Below are 18921 nucleotides of genomic sequence, written 5' to 3'. Positions count from 1 at the left end.
GCTATTGATTATGTCAGTGACTGACGATAATCTCGCCGCATGTTGGCGGATCTCACCTGGCCCGAGGCGGGCGCGCGCGCCACCGCGGGTGCGATCCTCGCCGTGGCGGTCGGGGCGACCGAGCAGCACGGCCCGCATCTGCCGCTGTCCACCGACACCGATGTCGCCGCCGCGCTGTGCGCCCGGCTGGCCGCGGCGCGACCGGACGTGCTCGTCGGGCCCGCGATCCCGTACGGCGCCAGCGGCGAGCACGCCGGCTTCCCCGGCACGCTGTCGATCGGCCAGGCGGCGCTGGAACTGCTGGTGGTCGAGCTGTGCCGCTCGGCGACCGACACCTTCGACCGCGTCCTGCTGGTCAACTGGCACGGCGGCAACATCGAAGCACTGCGCCGGGCGACGGAACTGCTGCGCGCCGAGTCACGCGACGTGCGGCTGTTCTTGCCGCGCTTCGACGGCGATCCGCACGCGGGCCGGTCGGAGACGGCGCTGCAACTGGCGCTGGCGCCCGCGCGCGTGCGCGACGACCGCGCGGCGGGGGACACCCGCCCGCTGGCCGAACTGCTGCCGCTGCTGCGCCGCGGCGGAGTGCGCGCGGTGAGCGCCAACGGCGTGCTCGGCGACCCGGCGGGCGCGACCGCCGCCGAGGGCGCGGCCCTGCTCGAGCACCTGAGCACCGACCTCCTCGACCGAACCCGGCTCTGGTGGCCGGAGAACTCCCCGGAAAGGACCGGAACATGAACCCGTGGTTCGAGACCGTCGCCGAAGCGCAGCGGCGGGCGAAGAAGCGGCTGCCGAAATCGGTGTACGGCGCGTTGATCGCCGGCTCCGAGCGCGGCCAGACCATCGAGGACAATCAGCAGGCGTTCACCGAACTCGGTTTCGCGCCGCACGTGGCCGGGCCGATCGGCGAGCGCGACCAGTCCACGACCGTACTGGGACAGCAGGTTTCGATGCCGGTGCTGATCTCGCCGACCGGTGTGCAAGCGGTGCACCCCGACGGCGAGGTGGCCGTCGCCCGGGCGGCCGCGGCGCGCGGCATCGCGATGGGCCTGAGTTCGTTCGCCAGCAAGCCGATCGAAGAGGTGATCGCCGCCAATCCGGCGACGTTCTTCCAGCTGTACTGGTGCGGCGGCAAGGACGAGATCCTGGAGCGGATGCGCCGGGCCGAGGAGGCGGGCGCGGTCGGGTTGATCCTGACACTGGACTGGTCGTTCTCGCACGGGCGGGACTGGGGCAGCCCGGTCATCCCGGAGAAGCTGGATCTGCGCACCATGCTGAAGTTCGCGCCGCAGACCCTGGCGCGTCCGCGCTGGCTGGCGACCTACGCGCGATCGGGCAGCATCCCGGACCTGACCGCGCCGAACATGGCCATCGGCGACGCGCCCGCGCCGGGCTTCTTCGGCGCCTACGGCGAATGGATGGGCACGCCCCCGCCGGACTGGGCGGATGTGCGGTGGATCTGCGAGCAGTGGGGAGGCCCCGTGCTGCTCAAGGGCGTCATGCGGGTGGACGACGCGCTGCGCGCGGTCGACGCGGGTGTGGCGGGGATCTCGGTGTCCAACCACGGCGGCAACAATCTCGACGGCACCCCCGCCGCGATCCGGGCACTGCCGGTGCTGGCGGACGCGGTGGGCTCGCAGGTCGAGGTGCTGCTCGACGGCGGCATCCGGCGGGGCAGCGATGTGGTGAAGGCCATGGCGCTGGGCGCTCGGGCGGTGCTGATCGGGCGTGCCTACCTCTGGGGGCTGGCCGCGAACGGGCAGGCCGGTGTGGAGAACGTGCTGGACATCCTGCGTGGCGGCATCGACTCGGCGCTGCTGGGTCTGCGCAAGACGCGCGTCACCGATCTGGACCGCTCGGACGTGGTGGTGCCCGCCGGGTTCGAGCGAGCGCTCGGATTGCCCGAAACAGCCACCGCGGCAAGCGTTCCGGCCGATCACGCGGCTTCGCACCCCTGAGCGGTCAGCTTTCGGCCGCCGCCCGCCGGTGGTGCGCGAGCAAGGTGTCGTAGATATCGGCCAGGGCGGCCAGCTGCTGACGATCGAGGATGTCGATCATGTGCCTGCGCACGCTCTCCACGTGCGCGGGCGCGGCGCCGGTCAGCACCTCGGCGCCGCGCGGGGTGAGCTTGGCGGCCGTGCGGCGGGCGTCGTCGGGGATCGGCTCGCGGACGACCAGCTCCCGTTTCTCCATCCGGGTGATCTGGTGGGACAACCTGCTCTGGGACCACTCCAGCTTGGCCGCGAGGTCGGCGAAGGTGAGCCGGTGGTCGGGCGCCTCGGCCAGATAGGCCAGCACCGAGTATTCGACGTAGGTGAGGTTGGACTCCCTGGTGGAATCCCGCCCGACCGCCGCGGCGATGAGGTCGCGGGTGCGCACGAAACCCAGCCAGGCGCGCATCTCCACGTCATCGAGCCAATGGGGATCGGTCACGATAGCGCTCCAAACTCTGACGTGTCCCAATGAGAGGTAGCATCACCGGGGTTGAACGTGCAACCTTTTCCGGGCAACTGTCCGAGATAGGGTTGCCTAACCCGGGGCGGCCCGGCGGTGGTGGCTAGGCTCGCTGTGCTCGTGACCAGCCCGGCCGTTCGCGGCGCTCGGGCCCACCCAAAGGAGTGCGACTGGTGACCGCGCCGGACTTCCGCTATTCAGACCTGCTGCCGATCGGCGCGGACGACACCCCCTATCGGCTGCTCACGACCGAGGGCGTCAACACGTTCGAGCACAACGGGCGCACTTTCCTGCAGGTAGAGCCGGAAGCGCTGCGGCTGCTCACCGAAACGGCGATGCACGACATCAGTCACTTCCTGCGCCCGGCACATCTGGGTCAGTTGCGCAAAATCATCGACGACCCGGAGTCCAGCGGCAACGATCGCTTCGTCGCGCTCGATCTGCTCAAGAACGTCAACATCTCCGCCGGCGGCGTTCTGCCGATGTGCCAGGACACCGGTACGGCGATCGTGATGGGGAAGAAGTCCGAGGGCGTGCTCACCGGCGTCGACGACGCGGAATGGATCAGCCGCGGGGTGTTCGACGCCTACACCAAGCTGAACCTGAGGTACTCGCAGCTGGCGCCGATCACCATGTGGGAGGAGAAGAACACCGGCTCCAACCTGCCCGCGCAGGTCGAGCTGTACTCCACCGCGGGCGACCCGGCGAACCCCGCCTACAAGTTCCTGTTCATGGCCAAGGGCGGCGGCTCGGCGAACAAGTCGTTCCTGTACCAGGAGACCAAGGCCATCCTGAACCCGACGCGCATGCTGGAGTTCCTGGACGAGAAGATCCGCTCGCTCGGTACCGCGGCCTGCCCGCCCTACCACCTCGCGGTCGTCATCGGCGGCACCAGCGCCGAGTTCGCCCTGAAGACGGCGAAATACGCGTCCGCGCACTACCTGGACAATCTGCCCACCGAGGGATCGCTGTCCGCGCACGCCTTCCGGGATCTGGAGCTGGAGGAGGAGGTCTTCGAGCTGACCCAGTCCTTCGGCATCGGTGCGCAGTTCGGCGGCAAGTACTTCTGCCACGACGTGCGGGTGGTGCGCCTGCCCCGGCACGGCGCGAGCTGCCCGGTCGCCATCGCGGTGTCCTGCTCGGCGGACCGGCAGGCACTGGCCAAGATCACCGCCGAGGGCGTGTTCCTGGAACAGCTCGAGCGCGAGCCCGCGCAGTACCTGCCCGAGCAGACCGACGCCATCCTGGGCGGCGACGTCGTGCGCATCGACCTCAACCGGCCGATGGACGAGATCCGCGCCGAATTGTCCAAATACCCGGTGAAGACCAGGCTTTCGCTGAGCGGTCCGCTGGTCGTCGCACGGGACATCGCGCACGCCAAGATCAAGGAGCGACTGGACGCGGGCGAGCCGATGCCGGACTACCTGCGCGACATGGCCGTCTACTACGCGGGCCCGGCCAAGACGCCGGAGGGCTACGCGTCCGGTTCCTTCGGCCCGACCACCGCGGGCCGGATGGATTCCTACGTCGACCAGTTCCAGGCCGCGGGCGGCTCGTTCGTGATGCTCGCCAAGGGCAACCGGTCCGCGCAGGTCACCAAGGCGTGCAAGGAGCACGGCGGCTTCTACCTCGGTTCGATCGGTGGACCGGCCGCCCGGCTGGCACTGGACTGCATCAAGTCCGTCGAGGTGCTCGAGTACCCCGAACTGGGCATGGAAGCCGTCTGGAAGATCGAGGTCGAGGACTTCCCGGCGTTCATCGTCGTCGACGACAAGGGCAACGACTTCTTCGCCGAAACGCAGAAGCCGATCGCGCTGCGCGTGCGCACCCGATCCAAAGAGCGCGTCTGACGCACCCTCGACCCGCAGGCGGCAGGGCGCGGACACACCGATGTCCTGCCGATCACCGGGTTCTCGGCGTCGTCGCAGCGGGCACGCTTAGCGAAGTACATCGTTGATCCGGCACCGATGCAGGTCGAGGAGAGCTATGAGCACGTCCAGGCCAGTACCGACGGCGTTGTATATCACCGAGTCGGCCGCCCTCCGGCTGGCCGAGCGCGCTGCCCGGGAGGGCGCCAGCAGCACCGCACTGCTCGATCGGCTCATTCGCGAAGGCGTCGATCAGCTCGATCACCCCGGGATCGTGTTCCGAGGTCCGCTGCACGACCGCCGAGCGGCGCTGTCTGCCGGACCGGAGGTCTGGGAAGTCGTTGCGCGCCTGCGGGAACTGGACGGACCCGTGGAACGCCGGATCGCCGCCCTCAGCGCGAAGTCGGACCTGAATACGAGCAAGATCCGGCTGGCGCTCGCCTACGCGCGAGCGCACGACGGCGAGATCCTGGAGCGGATCGCGCGCAATAAGCAAGCGGCGGAGTCGATTCACCGCCGTGGCGTCCGGGTGGCCGCGACGTCGTTGCCGTCCAGCGTGCTGGACGGTCCACCGTGGGCCTGATTCGGGCGGTTCGTCCGAGGGGCCCGATCTTCTGAACATCCACCGAGATCTGCGGGCGGCTGACGGCATGAGCCGATGGCTGCCCGCACTGCTATGCGGCCCAGTGCCGTTCGTGCCTGGGGGGCAGCCGGTCGGCGGTTGACTGCTGCACCGCGCTCGAGGTGGGTACGAGGGACATACAGCCCGAAAGGGATGCATCGCTCCCCGGAAACACTTCTATATCGGGCGAACTCGGCGAACGGCGCACCGGCGATGAATCGCAAACCGTTCAAAAGCCCCATGGATCCCGGCATTTCGGTAGTGGTAGTCGGGGAGGTCTATTTGTGATCCACAACACTGGAATAGATTGTGGACAGCTGGTTTTCCACGGCGGCGAAAGATTAGCTATCTCACTGTTATTGGGCACATAACGGGCATATCAGATACGCATTATCCCAAGCTGTGGAGTTTTCTGTGGAATTCGCTGGATGTTGTCCACATGGTTGACGGTGTCTCCTGTGGAACGGAGGGTGGCCGCCGAGAGCAGGTGAGCCGCATGCGGCTGCCGGGCGCGGAAGGCCGAGCCGCACCGTGGAGTGCCTCTTCGTGCGCCTCCGATCGGGGCATATCCGGCAGAGGCGATAGCATCGGCGCATGGTGCTCGGGAATTCTGTGCGGAGTCGGGTGGCGGTAGGGCTTTCGGTGACGGTGCTTCCGGTGCTGGTCGCGACCGGCGCGTGGGCGGGACAGGCGCAGGCCGACACCGCCGTCGCCATCGAGCAGCGGGAGTCGGTGGGCTCGGCGACGGGAACCGAGGGGCTCGATCCCAAGCTGGCGTTGGCGTACACCCTGGCCGAGCGGGAGGCGCACGCCCAGGGGGTGCCCTTGTCCATCACGTCCGGATATCGGACGCCCGCCGAGCAGCAGGCGCTGTGGGAGGACGGCGTGGCGACCTACGGGCCCGACGACGCGCGCCGCTGGGTGCTGCCGCCGGAGGAGTCCACCCACGTCTCCGGCGACGCGATCGATGTCGGTCCGCAGCAGGGCGCTCGGTGGCTCGAGGCGAACGGCTACCGGTGGGGACTGTGCCGGATGTTCGAGAACGAATGGTGGCATTTCGAGTTGGCCACCGTGCCGGGCACGGATTGCCCGCCGATGACGCCGGACGCGAGTGTGCGCTGATCCGCCGCAGGTCTGCCGGACGCCGCGCGCCGCGATGCCCCGGAATGAGCCGGTCGGCTAGGTCATCGGCGTGAGTTCCAGGCCGCCCTCGATCGTGCTGGGGACGCGGCGGCGATCGGGAGAACCGAGCGCGGCGGTGAGATCCGTTCCGTCGTGTTCGGCGAGCAGGTCGCCGCTGTCCCACACCAGCAGTGTCGCGCTGACGGTGTTCTCGGCCGCCGAGTGCGCCAGGTCGTAGTGCGCGCACGCCGGGACGTGCGGATAGGTGATCCACAGGTCGTAACCGGTCATGAACAGGTCCAGGTCGAATTGCACGCTCAATCCGAGCAATTCGCTGCGGCCGTTGTCGTCGACGCCCGCGAACGCCTCGTCCAGCGCGAGCAGGCGCGGGGCCTGCGGGTCGGCCGAATCGAGCATGACGTGCGCCGCGGCGAACAGCGGCAGGTGCAGCGATACCGACTGCTCCCCGCCCGACAGCGCGCTGTGCCTGGCCACGGTGAGCTTGTCCTCGCTGCCGTCGGCGGAGATCAAGGTGAACGAGAACACCCGCCAGGTGCGGTAATCCAGCGTCGCGGCCAAGATCTCCGGGTAGGAGCGTTCCGGGTGAGCCGCCCGCGCCGCGCGGATCTCGGAGGCGAAATGCGCACGGATCGCCGCCAGATCCTCCGCCGTCAGCGCCGAGGCATCCCGGTCGAGCAGCTTGCACATCGCCCGCGCCGCGTCGGACAGGCTGTCGGCCAGCACCCAGTGCACGCCGATGGTGTTGCCCGAGGACATCCGGCGCTGTTTCATCTCCGCGCCCATCCGGCCGATGAGATCGCGGGCGTCGCTGGTGCGTTCGTGGATCTGCTGGGCCAGGCCGGTCAACAGCGCGTCCTCCAGGATGCGTCGCTCGGCGTCGGTGAGCAGCAATTCCTGGTCACGGCGTGCGGAGTCGAGGCGGCCTGCGAAGTCGGCCAGCGCGGAGACGCCGTGCTCGTCGTGCACCTGGACGACGGTGAGGCCGTCGGCGGCGTCCCATTGCAACCGGTAATCGCGGCCCGAAGCGGCGAGCGCGGCATCGAATTCCTGCAACGCCGCGGTCACCGCCGAGCGCGTGGACTTGCGGGCCGCCTCGCCGGCGCGCACCGACGACGTGGCCGCGGCGAGACTGTCGAACAGCGCGGCGACTTCGTCGGGCAGCACCCGCGGTGGCGCCTGCGGCCCTGCCTTCGATATCCGGTACAGCAATTGCTCGGGCGTCGACCACGCGGCGTCGCTGCTGGGCCAGCGTCCGTCGGCGGGCGCGCCGAGCAGCGTGAGCAGATCCGGCCGAGCGTACGGCGCGAGGGCTCGCACGTCCGCCAGCACCTCGGTGAGCGCGGTGGCGAGGGACTCGTGCGCGGTGCGGTAGGCGGCCTCGGCGTCGCCGACCGCCTCGATGGCCTGGTTGGCGGCCTTGCGCGCGGCTTTCTGCTCGGCCTTGGTCGCCTCGATCCGCTGCCGGGCCCGCTCCAATTCGCGATCGACGTCGGCCGCGCCCGCGCCGAGAGCTTCCCGCAAGATCTCCAGTTTCCGCAGCTGTTCCTGGTAGCCGGTGTGCGCGGCCTCGGCTTCTTCCGCGAACGCCTCGGCCAGGTCGGCGGCCTCGGTCAAACGGTCCTCCGCCTCGCGTGCGCGCTCCCGTTCCCGTTCGTGGTCGCCGCGCAGGCGCAGCAATCCCGTTCCGGTGTTCTCGAAGTGCCGGATGGCGGCCGCGAGGGCGTCGATCTCGCGTGCCGTGCGCGGCGTGCGATGGGCTGCGGCGGCCGCGCGCAACTTCTTCTCCGCGGCGGACACTTCCGCGACCGCTCGGTCGAGGTCGCGCTCGGCGTGGGCGGCGGCCTCCGCGCGCGAGCGCAGCATGCCCGCGGCCTCCGACACCGCCCGCAAGGCGGTGGTCACCGCGGTCGGGCGCGGAAGCGTCTTGGCGGCGGCGGAGATTCGCGCGAGTTCGGCGGTGGCGGCGGCTTCCTGCTGTTCGGCGGCGCGCCGGTCCTCGTCCGCGGCGGCCGCGGCGGCGGTCAGCTCGGCCGAGCGGATCTCGCGGCGCCTGGCCCGCGCGGTGGCGCCGATGAACTCGGCGTCGGCCTTGCGGTGCCTGCCGATCTGCACGCCTTGCCGGAACGCGCCGTCGGCTCCGATCGTCACCGCGCCGCCGGGCTCACCGGCGCCCTCGTGCAGGGCGACGGAGGCGAGCACGTCGGCCACGACCTGCCGCGGCACCGTCAGGGTGTCCGAATCGTCTTCGATGACGAGCACGTCGGCGAGCGTGCGGCCGGTCGGGCGGTCCGATGCGGGCAGCGGCACCAGGAACTGATCGGAGTCGTAGTCGCGCGGCAGCTCGCCGCTCGGGCAGACCCAGGCGTCCAGCAGATTCGCGGCGTGCAACGCGGCTTCGATGCCCGCCGCGGCCTCGGGCGGCACGTCGTCCGCGAAACGCACCAGCCGCCACAGCGCGGCGCCGGGTTGGTCGCCGGTCCGGCCGGAGCGGCCCGCGAATGCCGGTGGCGCGTCGTCCCGGCGGGCGGTCACCCGTTCCAGTTCGGTGGTCAGCTCATCGTGGCGCGCCGTGGCCGCGGTGACGCGGGCGCGTGCCTCCTGACGCCGGGTACGGACTTCGTCGAGCACAGGTTCGGCACGCTCGGCCAGCACTTCGGCGACCGATGGCGCATCCGAATCCGTCTCGGCCAGCGCCGAACTCAACGCCTCGAACAACCCGGCGCGCACCGGGGCGTAGATCTCGCGGTGCTCGTCCCACCAGGTCCGCAACGCGGCCGCGACCTCGGAGCGGGTCACGGCGACCGCCGCTTCGGCGTGCGCGACTTCCGCCGCGGCCGCGTCGCGCAGTTCCCGCGCGCGCTCGGCGAGCCGCTCGGCCCTGGTGCGTTCGGCGGCAGCGGTGTCCACCGCGGCGACCGCCTTCCGGACTGCGCGCACGTCGGCGTCACGTTCCTCGGCGTGCCCGCGCACGGCGATGGTGAGCTGCTCGGCCCGCGTCGTCTCCGGAAGCGGCGTCCAGGCGATTCCCGCCTCCTCGGCCGCGGCGCGCAGGTCGTCCTCACCGCGGGCGAGCGCGGCGGCGGCGGTGCGCACCGCGGTGCGCGCGCGCTCGGCCTCCTGGGTCCGCTGGTCCAAGGTCTGGCGGGACTTGAGCGCCTTGTCGGCGTGCACGCCCGCCGAGGTCTCCAGGCGCCGCACCGCGTCGGCCAAGTCGTCGAGTTGCTGTTTGCCCTCGTAGGCGCTGGAACGCTGGAGGTTCTCCCGGTCGGCGAGAGCCTGCTCGTAGGCGCGGTCCGCGTCCTCGGCCCTGGCCTCGGCGGCGGTGCGCTCGGTTTCCCTGCGCTCGCGCAGGGCGGTGGCGGCGAACAGGGCGGTGCTCGCGTGGGTCACCGCGTCGAGCCGCGCGCGCACCTGGTCGACGTCCGTCTTCGCCTGCACCGCAAGATATTTGCGATACACCTCGACGAACGCCCGCGTCGCCGTGTCGGCGTGCACCAGACCCTCGAGGGTGCGGCCGACCTCCTCCATGTCGCTGAACGAGCGGGCGGCGTCCAGGATCAGCTGCTCGTCGAGCGGGCGCAGGCCGTCGGTGAGCGCCTGCGACAGGCCGCGCGGGTCCAGGTTCTTGGCCAGCTGCGGACGGCGCAGCGTGAGGATCAGATTGATCAGCTGGTCGTAGCGCTGCGTCCCGAGACCGAACATGCGCGCGTCGATGGCGTTGCGATAGTCCACCGGCCGGTCGACGATCGAATCGGTGCCGATCTGCTCGGCGAGCTGTTTGCGGGTGAACGGACGGTCGTCCGGGCCGATCAAGGAGAAGTCCACACCAACCCGGCCGTCGGCGACGAAATACCAGCGGGTCACCTTGTCCGAGGAACGGGTGGCGCGCATGCCGACGCCGACGGTGACCGCCTCGGGGTCCTCCCAGCGGCCGCGCGCGAACTCCATCCAGACATACGAGTACGCCGAGTCCTGCTTGCGGTAGAGCAGGTTCGACTTCATCGTGCGCTCCTCGCCGGCGAACGGGTTGAGCCTGCGCGGCTCGATCCGTCCGTCCAAGACGAAGGGGAACAGCACTTCCAGCGCCTTCGTCTTGCCCGATCCGTTCGGCCCGCGCAGGACCAATCTGCCGTCGGCGAAACAGAACTCCTGGTCGCGGTAATCCCACAGGTTGACGATCCCGGCGCGGGTCGGAGTGAACCGCACTCCGCCGTGAATGAGCGACATCCGTCAGTTCCCTTCCGTACCGGTGCCGTCGGGCCCGTAGGTGTCGGCCGCCGTGACGAACAGTTCCGCCGCCCGCTTGGTGCGGACCGTGACGACCGCGCCACGGTAGCGGGCCAGGGCGGGCAGCACGAGCAGCCCGTCGTCCACCACCCGGACCAGTCGCAGCCGCTCCAGCAAGGCCACCACCTCGGTGGTGAGGCGCGCGACGTCGGCCTGCCATTGCGCGGCGAACGTCGTACCGTAGCGGTCGGCGAGCGCCTGGACCGTCTCGCGCAACCAGGTCCGGTCGATCAGTGGATAGCCGGGCGAAACCGGTGGATCCTCCGGTGGCCGTCGGCCGTCCGGCGGATCGAGGTCGTCGGCAAGCGAATCCGATACACCGGATTCGGCGAGCGGGGTGAACATGCTGGATTCGGGGATGGCTTCGTCGAGTTGGTCGGCCAGTGCCTCGCCGAGGTCCGTCGCGCTGTGGCGCCGCGGCAGCGGGTGGTCGATATCCAGCACCCGGTCGGCGATCTCGCCGGCCAGCAGCAAGGCGACCTGCGCGAGCGTGCCGGTCCCCGGGAAGCGGACGTCCGACAGCCGCCCCGAGGTGTCGATCAGCGCGACGCCCTCCGCCCGGCGTTCGGCGCGCAATCCGGTGAACAGCTCCACCTCCGCGACCACCCGCTCCTGGGCGAGGACAGGGCGCTCCTCGGGCGCGAGGTCCTCGGCGTACACGACCGGTTGTTCGACCAGCGCCCTGCGCACCCGGCGCGCGATCTCGGCGGTGCCGGTCGCGTGCGCCGAACGGCCGGGAACCGTGGCGTCTTCGGTGAGCAGCCCCCGCACGCTGTGCAGATGCTGCAGTGCCCGCGGCGGCCGGAACAGCGCGAAGACCACCTGTCGGTCGATGTCGTAGAGCGCCTCACCGGCTTCCGGATCGCTGGCCCAGCCGCCCGCGTCGCCGTCGGCCAACGTGAGCGCGCCGCGCACGGTCAGCCAGCCCACCGCGTCGACGAACGCGTCGCGGTCGGCGGCCCGGTCGGTGGCGAGCTCGAGCCCGTCCACCCGGCTCGCGTAGGCGGCCACCTGTTCGGCCAGCTCGGACAGGGTGATTTGGTCTCCCGCGCGTCCCAACGCGGCGAGCGCGAGGGCGAGATAGGCATAGCGGCGGCGGTCGAAAACGCGCTCGGCGGGGGTGCGCGCGGGCCTGCCCGCGTCGAGGCGGTCCAGCACCGGGAAGACCCGCGCGGTGGTCTCCGTGACTTCGAGCCGGTAGCCGAACAATTCGGCGAGGTCCTCGCGCAACTCGGTGGCCCAGCGCCGGATCAGCGGCAGTGCGATCCGGTCCGGGTAGGTGCGGGTCACCAGGTGGTTGGCCAGGACGACCCGCGCGGCGCGCTGATAGTTGTCGAGCGCGAGCGCATCGATGGTGCGTCCGTGCATCAGCGGCGCTCCCCGCGCGGGTGCGACCGCGTTCCGGTCGTCTGCTCGATCTTCAGCGTCCGGTTGTTCAACCGCAGCAGCCCGCGGGTGGTGCGCACCACCGTCGGACCGTCGTGCTCGGACACCGTGAGGGTGACGCCGCTGTCGGAACCGGTGGTGCCCGCCACCCGGCCGCGCACCGGGACCCACGCGGTGGACGCGGCGTCCAGTAGCCGCAGCAGCACTTCGGTTTCCCGGTCGTCCAGGACCCGTTCGTGCACGTCCCCGGCGGCCAGCGACCTGGCGGCCGCGGCACGGGCCCGCTGCGCGTCCAACTGGGCCTCGCGCAGGCGCCGGATGCCCGCGTCGTTGCGGTGGATGCGGGCGGGCGCACCGGCCGAGGGCGGGCGCCCGGTCTCGGCCAGGGTGCGTGAGATCTCCAACGGCGGTGCGTCCCACCAGGATCGGATCGCCGGGATCACATCGGCGTCCGGGTGCTCCATCGCGAGGTGCCGTGGTTTGCCCAGCCCGAACACGGCGTCGAACAGGGCGTGGGCACTGTCCACGGTCGGCGCCGCGGTGAACCAGCCGGCCAGATGCCGCAGTGCCGATTCCCGGCTGACCCCGCCGCGTCGCGTCTCGGTGACCCGCCGCAGCAGCGAGAGCACCGCGGCGATGGCGCTCATGGTGGCCTCGCGCAGTCGCTCGGCCTCCGTCGGCCCGTCCGCCTCGCCGGCGGACGCCACGAACCAGGTCCGCAGTCCGTCCCATCTGGCCTGCCAATCGGCGCGGCGTTCATCGATGCTCAGGAGCACCCGTTCGTCGCAGCGCGCCGCCCGGACGATCAGGTCGTCGGCTCCGGTTTCCTCGATCTCCGCGATCGCCGCCGCCAGGCGCGGGGTGAATCGGGCCAGGTCCAGGCTGAATTCCCGCATGTGCGCGAGCAGCGCGTCCTTGTGCGCGAGAAACGATTCCGGGGTGATCTCGGTGGTGCGCACCAGGTCGCCGAGCCCCAGATAGAAGTGCGCGGCGCGGGCGGCCAGGTCGGACAGGGCGGTGTCGAGACGACGCAGCGTGCGGTAGACGCGTTCGGCGTCGCCCGCCCGATTGGCCTCGGCCAGGGTGTGCAGATCGGCCAGCAACTCGGGCAGCACGAGGCGCGACAGCGAGGCGTCGTCGAGGCGCGCGCTGAGCACACCGGCGACCGCCCGGTATGCCTGGAAGCCCGCCTGGGAGAACTGGTACACGTAGTGCCGGTTGCGGTATTCGGCCAGCGTCGCGGCGCGGGCTCCGTCGTAACTGCGTTCCAGCACGCCCCAGTGGTGTAGCTGGTCCAGCAGCGGACCGATCTCGGCCGCGGTCAGGCGCGCGGCCGCGGCCCGGCCGGTCGTCTCCGGGGGCTGCTCCGGCACATCGGTTTCCCGCTCCCGTCGCTCGCCCTCGCGCGAACCTGGCGGACGCGTACGGAATTCCGTGGTGCCCCCCGCGCCCCCTGCCATTGCGACCGGTCGGTTCGAAGTAGTCGGGTCCGGCGCGCGCAGGACGCTTCCGTGGCGTTCGATCCACTCCGCGACGTCGTCGGCGTGCAGCAGCACCACGTACGCCGCTCGCGCACTGTCGAACGCGCGCAGCACCCGGAGGTAGTCCGCGCGCCGCTCGGCGGTGGCGAAAGAGAACAGCCGCAGCCGGTCGTCCCAGGGGGTGTCGGCACAGCCGTCATCGGAGTCGGTCACCGGGAACAGGGTAGTAGCGGGCCGATCGCCACCCGCAGGACGTTCCGCTGTTCGGGGTGGCCGGGTCCGGTTCGTCACCATTCGCCGCGGCTGCGGAGCGGTGCGGCTCACTCGACGGACAACGAACGCATCTGGTCCAGATACGCGCGGGTGCGCGGGTCGCCGGGGAATCGCTCGATGATCTCGCGCGCGACTTCGCCCGCGATCCACATCAGCGACGGCAGCGACCGCCTGCTGCCCGCGAACGCGCGCTTACCCTCGGCCACCGCCAGTTCCAGATCACGGTCGCGCACCGCGACCACGGCGAGCGTCAGGTGCGCCTCGGAGACGCGCATCGGGTTGCGTACCGTGCCATCGGGGCGGGTGGCGTTGCGGATCACCTCGCGCGCGTAGGTTTCGGCGAGCCGATCCTCGCCCGCCACCCGGCAGCAGTCCATCGCGTAGAAGTCGAACTTGTTCGCGTCGATGACGAAATGGTTGTCCAGATTCGCCGGATGCTCGAGTCGCTCCAAGATAGCTCGACCCTCGTTGAGGGCGGCCTCGACCTCCCGTGGATTACCCAACCTGGCCCAGGCTTTGGCGCGCTGGGCGGCGAGTTGAACGCCGACGCGCAGGTGCTGGCTTACTTCCAGCGTCGGCTGCACGGTCTCGATGACGCCGCGGTAGTTGCCCTGGGTCAGCGCGAACCACGCGGTCATTTCCGCTGCCCACGCGGCGATCTCGAGGTGCTCCGCCTCCCGCGCCAGCGATTGGGCGGCGCGGCGGGTCGCCTCGGCGGCGGTTCGCCGGCCGAGATCGTAATCCACGCAACCAACCAGCAACGCGACCCATCCAGCGAGAACGAGGATTTCACGGTGCTGCGCGAGGGTCAGGCGACCATCCAGCAACGAGGTGATCCTGCGCAGCCAGGCCGTGCCCTCGGTGTGCAGGTCGTGCGGGTCTGCGTAGGAGTATTCGCAGCACAGGCGCTCGGCGGTGATGCGGATGGCCTCCAGCGTCACCGAGGACACGTCGGACATGCGCAGTCGCCCGAGGAACTCGAGCGTGTCCATGCCCGTCGCCGAGAGCAATTCGTCGTCCCGGTTGGGTCTCGCCTTCGGGAAGAACGCCGCGGCCACCGTGTCGAAGGTGGCGGCGATGATGGGCGCGTAGAAGTCGTCGGGGCGTGATTCGCCCGATTCCCAACGGCGCCAGTTGCGTAGGAGCGTACTGTCGGTCGGCAGGTTGTGCGAAGACTTTCCACGCATCACGCGAACAGCGTCGGCTTGCGACCACCCCCTCGCGTCACGCTCGGAACGCATTCGGACAGCCCAGACGGGTCGATCGTCGGTAGCGGCCACGACTGTAGTATCGCACCAGTTAACGTTTGGTGGCCCTAAGAGGGCAGACAGATGTCCGTGTGTTGCCAGCTACATTCGGCTGACCGCGTTGTGCATCCTTGAGTTGGCGCCAGAAGTTTGCCAGCCCCTCCTGTAAGAGCAGTTGCAAGTACATCTGCTCTTGCACGAAGCGCAAATACCCCGTAAAACGGGTGGATCCACATAAGAGAACAGCGATCCCAATCCAACGGAGGTTCGGGTGGAAGCGTTGATCTATGGATACTTGCGTGACGATCTGGCCGATGGCCATAGCAAAGAGCTCGAGGCCGCGATGAGCAGCCTCGCCCGCGAGGAAGGGCTGTGCTTCGCCGCAACGTTCCATGAATCGACCGGCGGTGACGGGACGGCTTTCGCCGAGCTCACGGCGGAACTCAAGCGCGCCGACGCGCATCATGTGGTGGTTCCCTCACTCGATCACTTTGCCGGTCAGACGATTCCCCGCGACATCCTGATCGCCAAACTGGCGCAGGACGCGGCGGCGCGGGTGTGGACCGTGGAGAGCTGACCGCCGCGACCGAAATGCCCGGTACCGCACCGATCCCCAGCGTCGCAGCCAGGTCGCCGCACCGGTCGCGATCACACCCGCTGCCAGGGAAGCGAGCAGCCCCGCGAGCCGGTGCTGTTCGAACAGCGGGTACACCTGCCAGTGCAGCAGATAGACGAACAGCGAGCCGTCGGCCAGCACCGCCGCGCAGACGGCGACGACGGCGGGAACCCGGACCGCGGACAACCACACCAGTGCGAGCAAACCCGCCATGATCAGTCGTTCCCGCTCGGGAACGCCGAAATATCCAGGCACCGCGATCAGTACGACGGCAGTCACCGTCATCCGCTGCCACACCGACGTCGCCTTCGCCGCCGCCCAGCCGAGCGCGAAGAGCCAGACCGCCAGCGGAGAGAACGGGATGTCCTTCGCCGAATACAGACCGAACGCCTGGTATCGGAAGACGAGGCTCAGCGCGACCAGCGCCATCGCGAACCAGAACGGCTCGGCGCGTTGCCACCGGTCCACCGCGGGGATCCGGATCAGCAGCGCGGCGACCAGCATGAAGTACACGAGCACCTCGAGAAACCACAGGTGACCGGCGGTGGCACTGTCGTGCGGGCCGAGGATCTTGTTCAGCAACAGGACATTCTGCCAGCCGTAGTAGTCGCTGAACGGCAGCGTCAGCGCGACCCATAGCGCCGTCGGCACCGCGATGTATCCCACGGCGCGCAGTGTGTGCCGCAATCGCTCGGCGGGTGGCGCCGCGGTCGCGGCGAAGCGCGCGAAGTTGAACCCGGCCACCCCGAGCAGTACGTGTGCCGCGCCCCACCGCACGAACACTCCGGCGTGCGCGCTCACGATGAGCACGATGCCGACGGCGCGCAGCAGTGTCGCGGTGTCGAGCGTTCGTCCGAAGCGCCTGTGGCTCTCGGGTGTCCGCTCCAAGTCCGCGACGGGTGTGTTCGGCCAGTCGGCGGGGAGGCCGCCGAGTGCCCGCTCCAGTCGCGCCGCGGTGGTCACGTAGGTGAGCGAGTTGCCGCCGAGATCGACGAAGGTGCTGTCCGGGTGGATCCGCGCGGGGTCGATGCCGAGGGTGGCGGCGTAGAGGGCACGGATGTCACGTCCTCGAGGCGTCGGCCCGGCCAGTCGGCGGATAGCGGGGTAGTCGGGTTTGCCATTTGGTAGCCGTGGCATCCGCTCGACCGGGTGGACCTCGACCGCGGCGGCGGGCAGGCCGGACAGGCGCACGGCGAGCTCGGTCGGATCCGACCGCGGGTTCTCGACCGCGATGACCAAGTGCGCGTCGTCGTCGGCGCAGCAAGCCGTGAATCCAGCTTCCGCCAGCGCGGATTCGAGCCGTTCCAGATCGATGCGCAACCCGAAGATCTTGGCGAACCGGCTGCGCCTGCCGACCACCCGATACAAACCCTCCGGTGTGCGCCGGGCCAGGTCGCCGGTGCGCAGGGCCGTCAGCGTGCGGCCGAGGGACAGATCCCCGGCCGACTTCGCGTAGCCCATCATCACATTGGGCCCGTGATAGACCAGTTCGCGCGGTTCGTCCCCTTCGTCACCGGCATCCTCGACCGGCTCGAGGGTGAATTCGCCGCCCGGAATGGGGATCCCGATGCAGTCGGGATGCGCGCTCGCCAGATGCGCGGGCAGGTAGGCCATCCGGGCGGTGGCCTCGGTCTGGCCGTACATCACCACGAAGTCCCAGCCGCGTTCGCGGCCGAGCTCGGCGAATTCGCGCACGCGCTCCGGCGCGAGCCTGCCGCCCGCCTGCGTGACGTAGCGCAGGTGGGGCAGGGACTTGCGGGCGAAACCGATCCGGTCCAGGAGATCGATGGTGTAGGGAACCGCGGCGAAAGACGTTGCCCGGCAGTCCCGGAACGCCTGCCAGAATTCCGCGTTGAGTACCGACCGGTCGGTGAGCAGAAGGCTCGCCCCGCGCACCAGGTGGCTGTGCACCACCGACAGGCCATAGCAGTAGAACATCGGCAAGGTGGTGGCCGCGCAGTCGTCCGGGCCGATGGCCAGGTAATCGGCGATGGCGGCGGCGTTCGAGCGCAGGTTCTCCGCGGAGAGCCGGACCAGCTTCGGCGACCCGGTGGACCCCGACGTACTCAGCAGCAGCGCGAGATCCGGATGCAGACGATGCGCCGAGCGTTCCCGGACCACGCGGGCGCGGCCGTCCTCGATGACTATGTCCGGGTCGTAGGTGTACCGCAACTCCGCAGTGATCCGCTCGGCGAGCAACACGACGCACCCGGCGCTGAGCGCTCCGAGATACGCGACGAGCGAGGCGAGGTCGTTGCGCGCGGCGAGCGCGACGAGGCGGCGGGCCGGGCCCAGCTCGGTCGCGTAGGCCTCGACGAGCGTCGCAAGCCGAGCGTAGGTCACCTGCCGGCCGGGTTCGCACCCGGCATCGCCGTCCGCGCCCGGGTCGGGGCAATGGACGGCGATCCGCTCGTCGAAGGTGCGCAGACGCTCGACGATCGGATGGACGGTCACCGGCGAAAGTGTAGGAGGCGGCCGTTGCCCGGCCCGGAGGTGGCCCCCTGGCGAACTTCCGGTGAACCCCGCGCCGGACGAACGTCCGCACCGAACGCGCCGCCGCGCAACCGATCAGAGACCGAAGCTACCCGGACCCCGCCTGCGCAGGTACTTCTCGAATTCGGCTGCGATGGCGTCGCCATCGATCTTGGCCATCGCCTCGTTGACGTCGACCGCCGCGTCCCCGCGCTCCTCCAGCGAGCGCACGTACTCGCTGATCTCCTCGTCGCCCACGGTCATCTCGTTGACCGCGGTCTCCCAGTCCTCGGCCTGCTTGGGCAGCTCACCCAGCGGCACCTCGATGTCGAGCACGTCCTCGACCCGGTGCAGCAGCGCGATGGTCGCCTTCGGATTCGGCGGCTGGGAGACGTAGTGCGGGACCGCGGCCCAGAACGACACCGCCGGGACGCCCGCCTTGACGCACTGGTCCTGCAGTACGCCGGTGATGCCGGTCGGTCCCTCGTAGCGGGTCTGCTCCAGGTTGAACCGCTCGGCCGCCTCCTTGCTGTAGGCCGAGCCGGTCACCGGCACCGGCCTGGTGTGCGGGGTGTCCGCGAGCAGGGCGCCGAGGATCACCACCGTCTGCACCCCGAGCTGCTCGATGAACTCCAGCAGGTCGCCGCAGAAGCTGCGCCAGCGCATGTTCGGTTCGATGCCGCGCAGCAGCACCACGTCGCGGTCGCTACCGGGCGGCGAGCAGACCGACAACATCGTCGACGGCCACTGGATTTCCCTGGTCACGCCGTCCACCTGACGCACGGTCGGCCGGTTGACCTGATAGTCGTAGTAGTCCTCGGAGTCGAGTTCGGCCAACGGCTCGGCGTCCCAGATCAGTTCCAGATGCTCGACGGCGCCGCTGGCCGCGTCACCGGCGTCGTTCCACCCCTCGAAGGCGGCGACCAGTACCGGATCCCGCAACGTCGGCAGTTCCGGATCGGGAGTTTCACTGGCGTTCACTCGGTCAGCCTACGGTGTGCGGCGGTATGGCGTGTCCTCTGACGCCGGACCGGGTGGCGTGTTTTCGCGCGCGGCGGCCGCGTCGTCGGGC

General features: G+C 70.0%; 13 protein-coding genes. 6 read left to right on the top strand and 7 right to left on the bottom strand.

Annotated elements, in window-relative coordinates:
- The first annotated feature begins 39 nt into the window (after positions 1 to 39).
- Both mftE and mftD read left to right on the top strand, forming a co-directional pair.
- The gene (mftE, locus tag ABZ552_RS19530; protein WP_357438795.1) at positions 40 to 738 is read left to right on the top strand and encodes a mycofactocin biosynthesis peptidyl-dipeptidase MftE; all 699 of its coding nucleotides are present in this window, start codon (positions 40 to 42) and stop codon (positions 736 to 738) included.
- Positions 735 to 1958 carry a pre-mycofactocin synthase MftD gene (gene mftD, locus ABZ552_RS19525; protein ID WP_357438792.1) on the top strand — a complete coding sequence of 408 codons (1224 nt, stop codon included), beginning with the start codon at positions 735 to 737 and terminating at the stop codon, positions 1956 to 1958. The genes mftE and mftD overlap by 4 nt, the downstream gene beginning before the upstream one ends.
- 4 nt (positions 1959 to 1962) lie before the next feature.
- On the opposite strand, the gene ABZ552_RS19520 is transcribed toward mftD, so the two are convergent.
- The gene (locus ABZ552_RS19520; protein WP_357438789.1) at positions 1963 to 2433 is read right to left on the bottom strand and encodes a MarR family transcriptional regulator; all 471 of its coding nucleotides are present in this window, start codon (positions 2431 to 2433) and stop codon (positions 1963 to 1965) included.
- Positions 2434 to 2627: 194 nt separating this feature from the next.
- Between ABZ552_RS19520 and ABZ552_RS19515 the strand changes: the two genes are divergently transcribed.
- The 3 genes from ABZ552_RS19515 to ABZ552_RS19505 all read left to right on the top strand — a co-directional run bounded on the left by ABZ552_RS19515 (position 2628) and on the right by ABZ552_RS19505 (position 6066).
- Positions 2628 to 4304: a fumarate hydratase gene (locus ABZ552_RS19515; protein ID WP_357438787.1), complete on the top strand. Its 1677-nt coding sequence runs from the start codon at positions 2628 to 2630 to the stop codon at positions 4302 to 4304.
- 136 nt (positions 4305 to 4440) lie between these two features.
- Positions 4441 to 4905, top strand: coding sequence for a hypothetical protein (locus ABZ552_RS19510; RefSeq protein WP_357438784.1), 465 nt, complete (start codon positions 4441 to 4443; stop codon positions 4903 to 4905).
- A gap of 753 nt (positions 4906 to 5658) precedes the next feature.
- Positions 5659 to 6066 (top strand): M15 family metallopeptidase, encoded by a 408-nt coding sequence (locus ABZ552_RS19505; protein WP_281880908.1) that lies wholly within the window; start codon positions 5659 to 5661, stop codon positions 6064 to 6066.
- Between the two features lie 57 nt (positions 6067 to 6123).
- On the opposite strand, the gene ABZ552_RS19500 is transcribed toward ABZ552_RS19505, so the two are convergent.
- From ABZ552_RS19500 to ABZ552_RS19485, 4 genes are read right to left on the bottom strand one after another with little or no spacing between them, the layout of a single operon-like run.
- Positions 6124 to 10314 carry a TIGR02680 family protein gene (locus tag ABZ552_RS19500; RefSeq protein WP_357438781.1) on the bottom strand — a complete coding sequence of 1397 codons (4191 nt, stop codon included), beginning with the start codon at positions 10312 to 10314 and terminating at the stop codon, positions 6124 to 6126.
- Positions 10315 to 10317: 3 nt separating this feature from the next.
- Complete coding sequence (locus tag ABZ552_RS19495; RefSeq protein ID WP_357438778.1) at positions 10318 to 11742, bottom strand: TIGR02678 family protein; 1425 nt, start codon at positions 11740 to 11742, stop codon at positions 10318 to 10320.
- A complete protein-coding gene (locus ABZ552_RS19490) occupies positions 11742 to 13535 on the bottom strand; it encodes a TIGR02677 family protein (RefSeq protein WP_357438775.1) in 1794 nt (597 codons plus the stop codon). Before ABZ552_RS19490 ends, ABZ552_RS19495 begins: the two co-directional genes overlap by 1 nt.
- 26 nt (positions 13536 to 13561) lie before the next feature.
- On the bottom strand, positions 13562 to 14701 hold the full coding sequence (locus ABZ552_RS19485) for an XRE family transcriptional regulator (RefSeq protein WP_281879341.1): 1140 nt from the start codon (positions 14699 to 14701) through the stop codon (positions 13562 to 13564).
- A gap of 331 nt (positions 14702 to 15032) precedes the next feature.
- Here ABZ552_RS19485 and ABZ552_RS19480 point away from each other — a divergent pair, with 331 nt between their 5' ends.
- On the top strand, positions 15033 to 15338 hold the full coding sequence (locus ABZ552_RS19480) for a hypothetical protein (protein WP_159844034.1): 306 nt from the start codon (positions 15033 to 15035) through the stop codon (positions 15336 to 15338).
- Here ABZ552_RS19480 and ABZ552_RS19475 read toward each other — a convergent pair.
- Both ABZ552_RS19475 and ABZ552_RS19470 read right to left on the bottom strand, forming a co-directional pair.
- Entirely contained in the window at positions 15240 to 17831 is a 2592-nt protein-coding gene (locus tag ABZ552_RS19475) for an AMP-binding protein (RefSeq protein ID WP_357438772.1), read from the bottom strand. The two genes, ABZ552_RS19480 and ABZ552_RS19475, sit on opposite strands and share 99 nt — an antisense overlap.
- Before the next feature lie 114 nt (positions 17832 to 17945).
- Entirely contained in the window at positions 17946 to 18830 is an 885-nt protein-coding gene (locus tag ABZ552_RS19470; RefSeq protein ID WP_039798445.1) for a PAC2 family protein, read from the bottom strand.
- Positions 18831 to 18921 lie beyond the last annotated feature (91 nt).

It is taken from the genome of Nocardia sp. NPDC019219 (assembly GCF_040632645.1).
GTDB classification, from domain to species: domain Bacteria; phylum Actinomycetota; class Actinomycetes; order Mycobacteriales; family Mycobacteriaceae; genus Nocardia; species Nocardia sputorum.
This window is presented reverse-complemented; position numbering and strand designations above follow the sequence as displayed.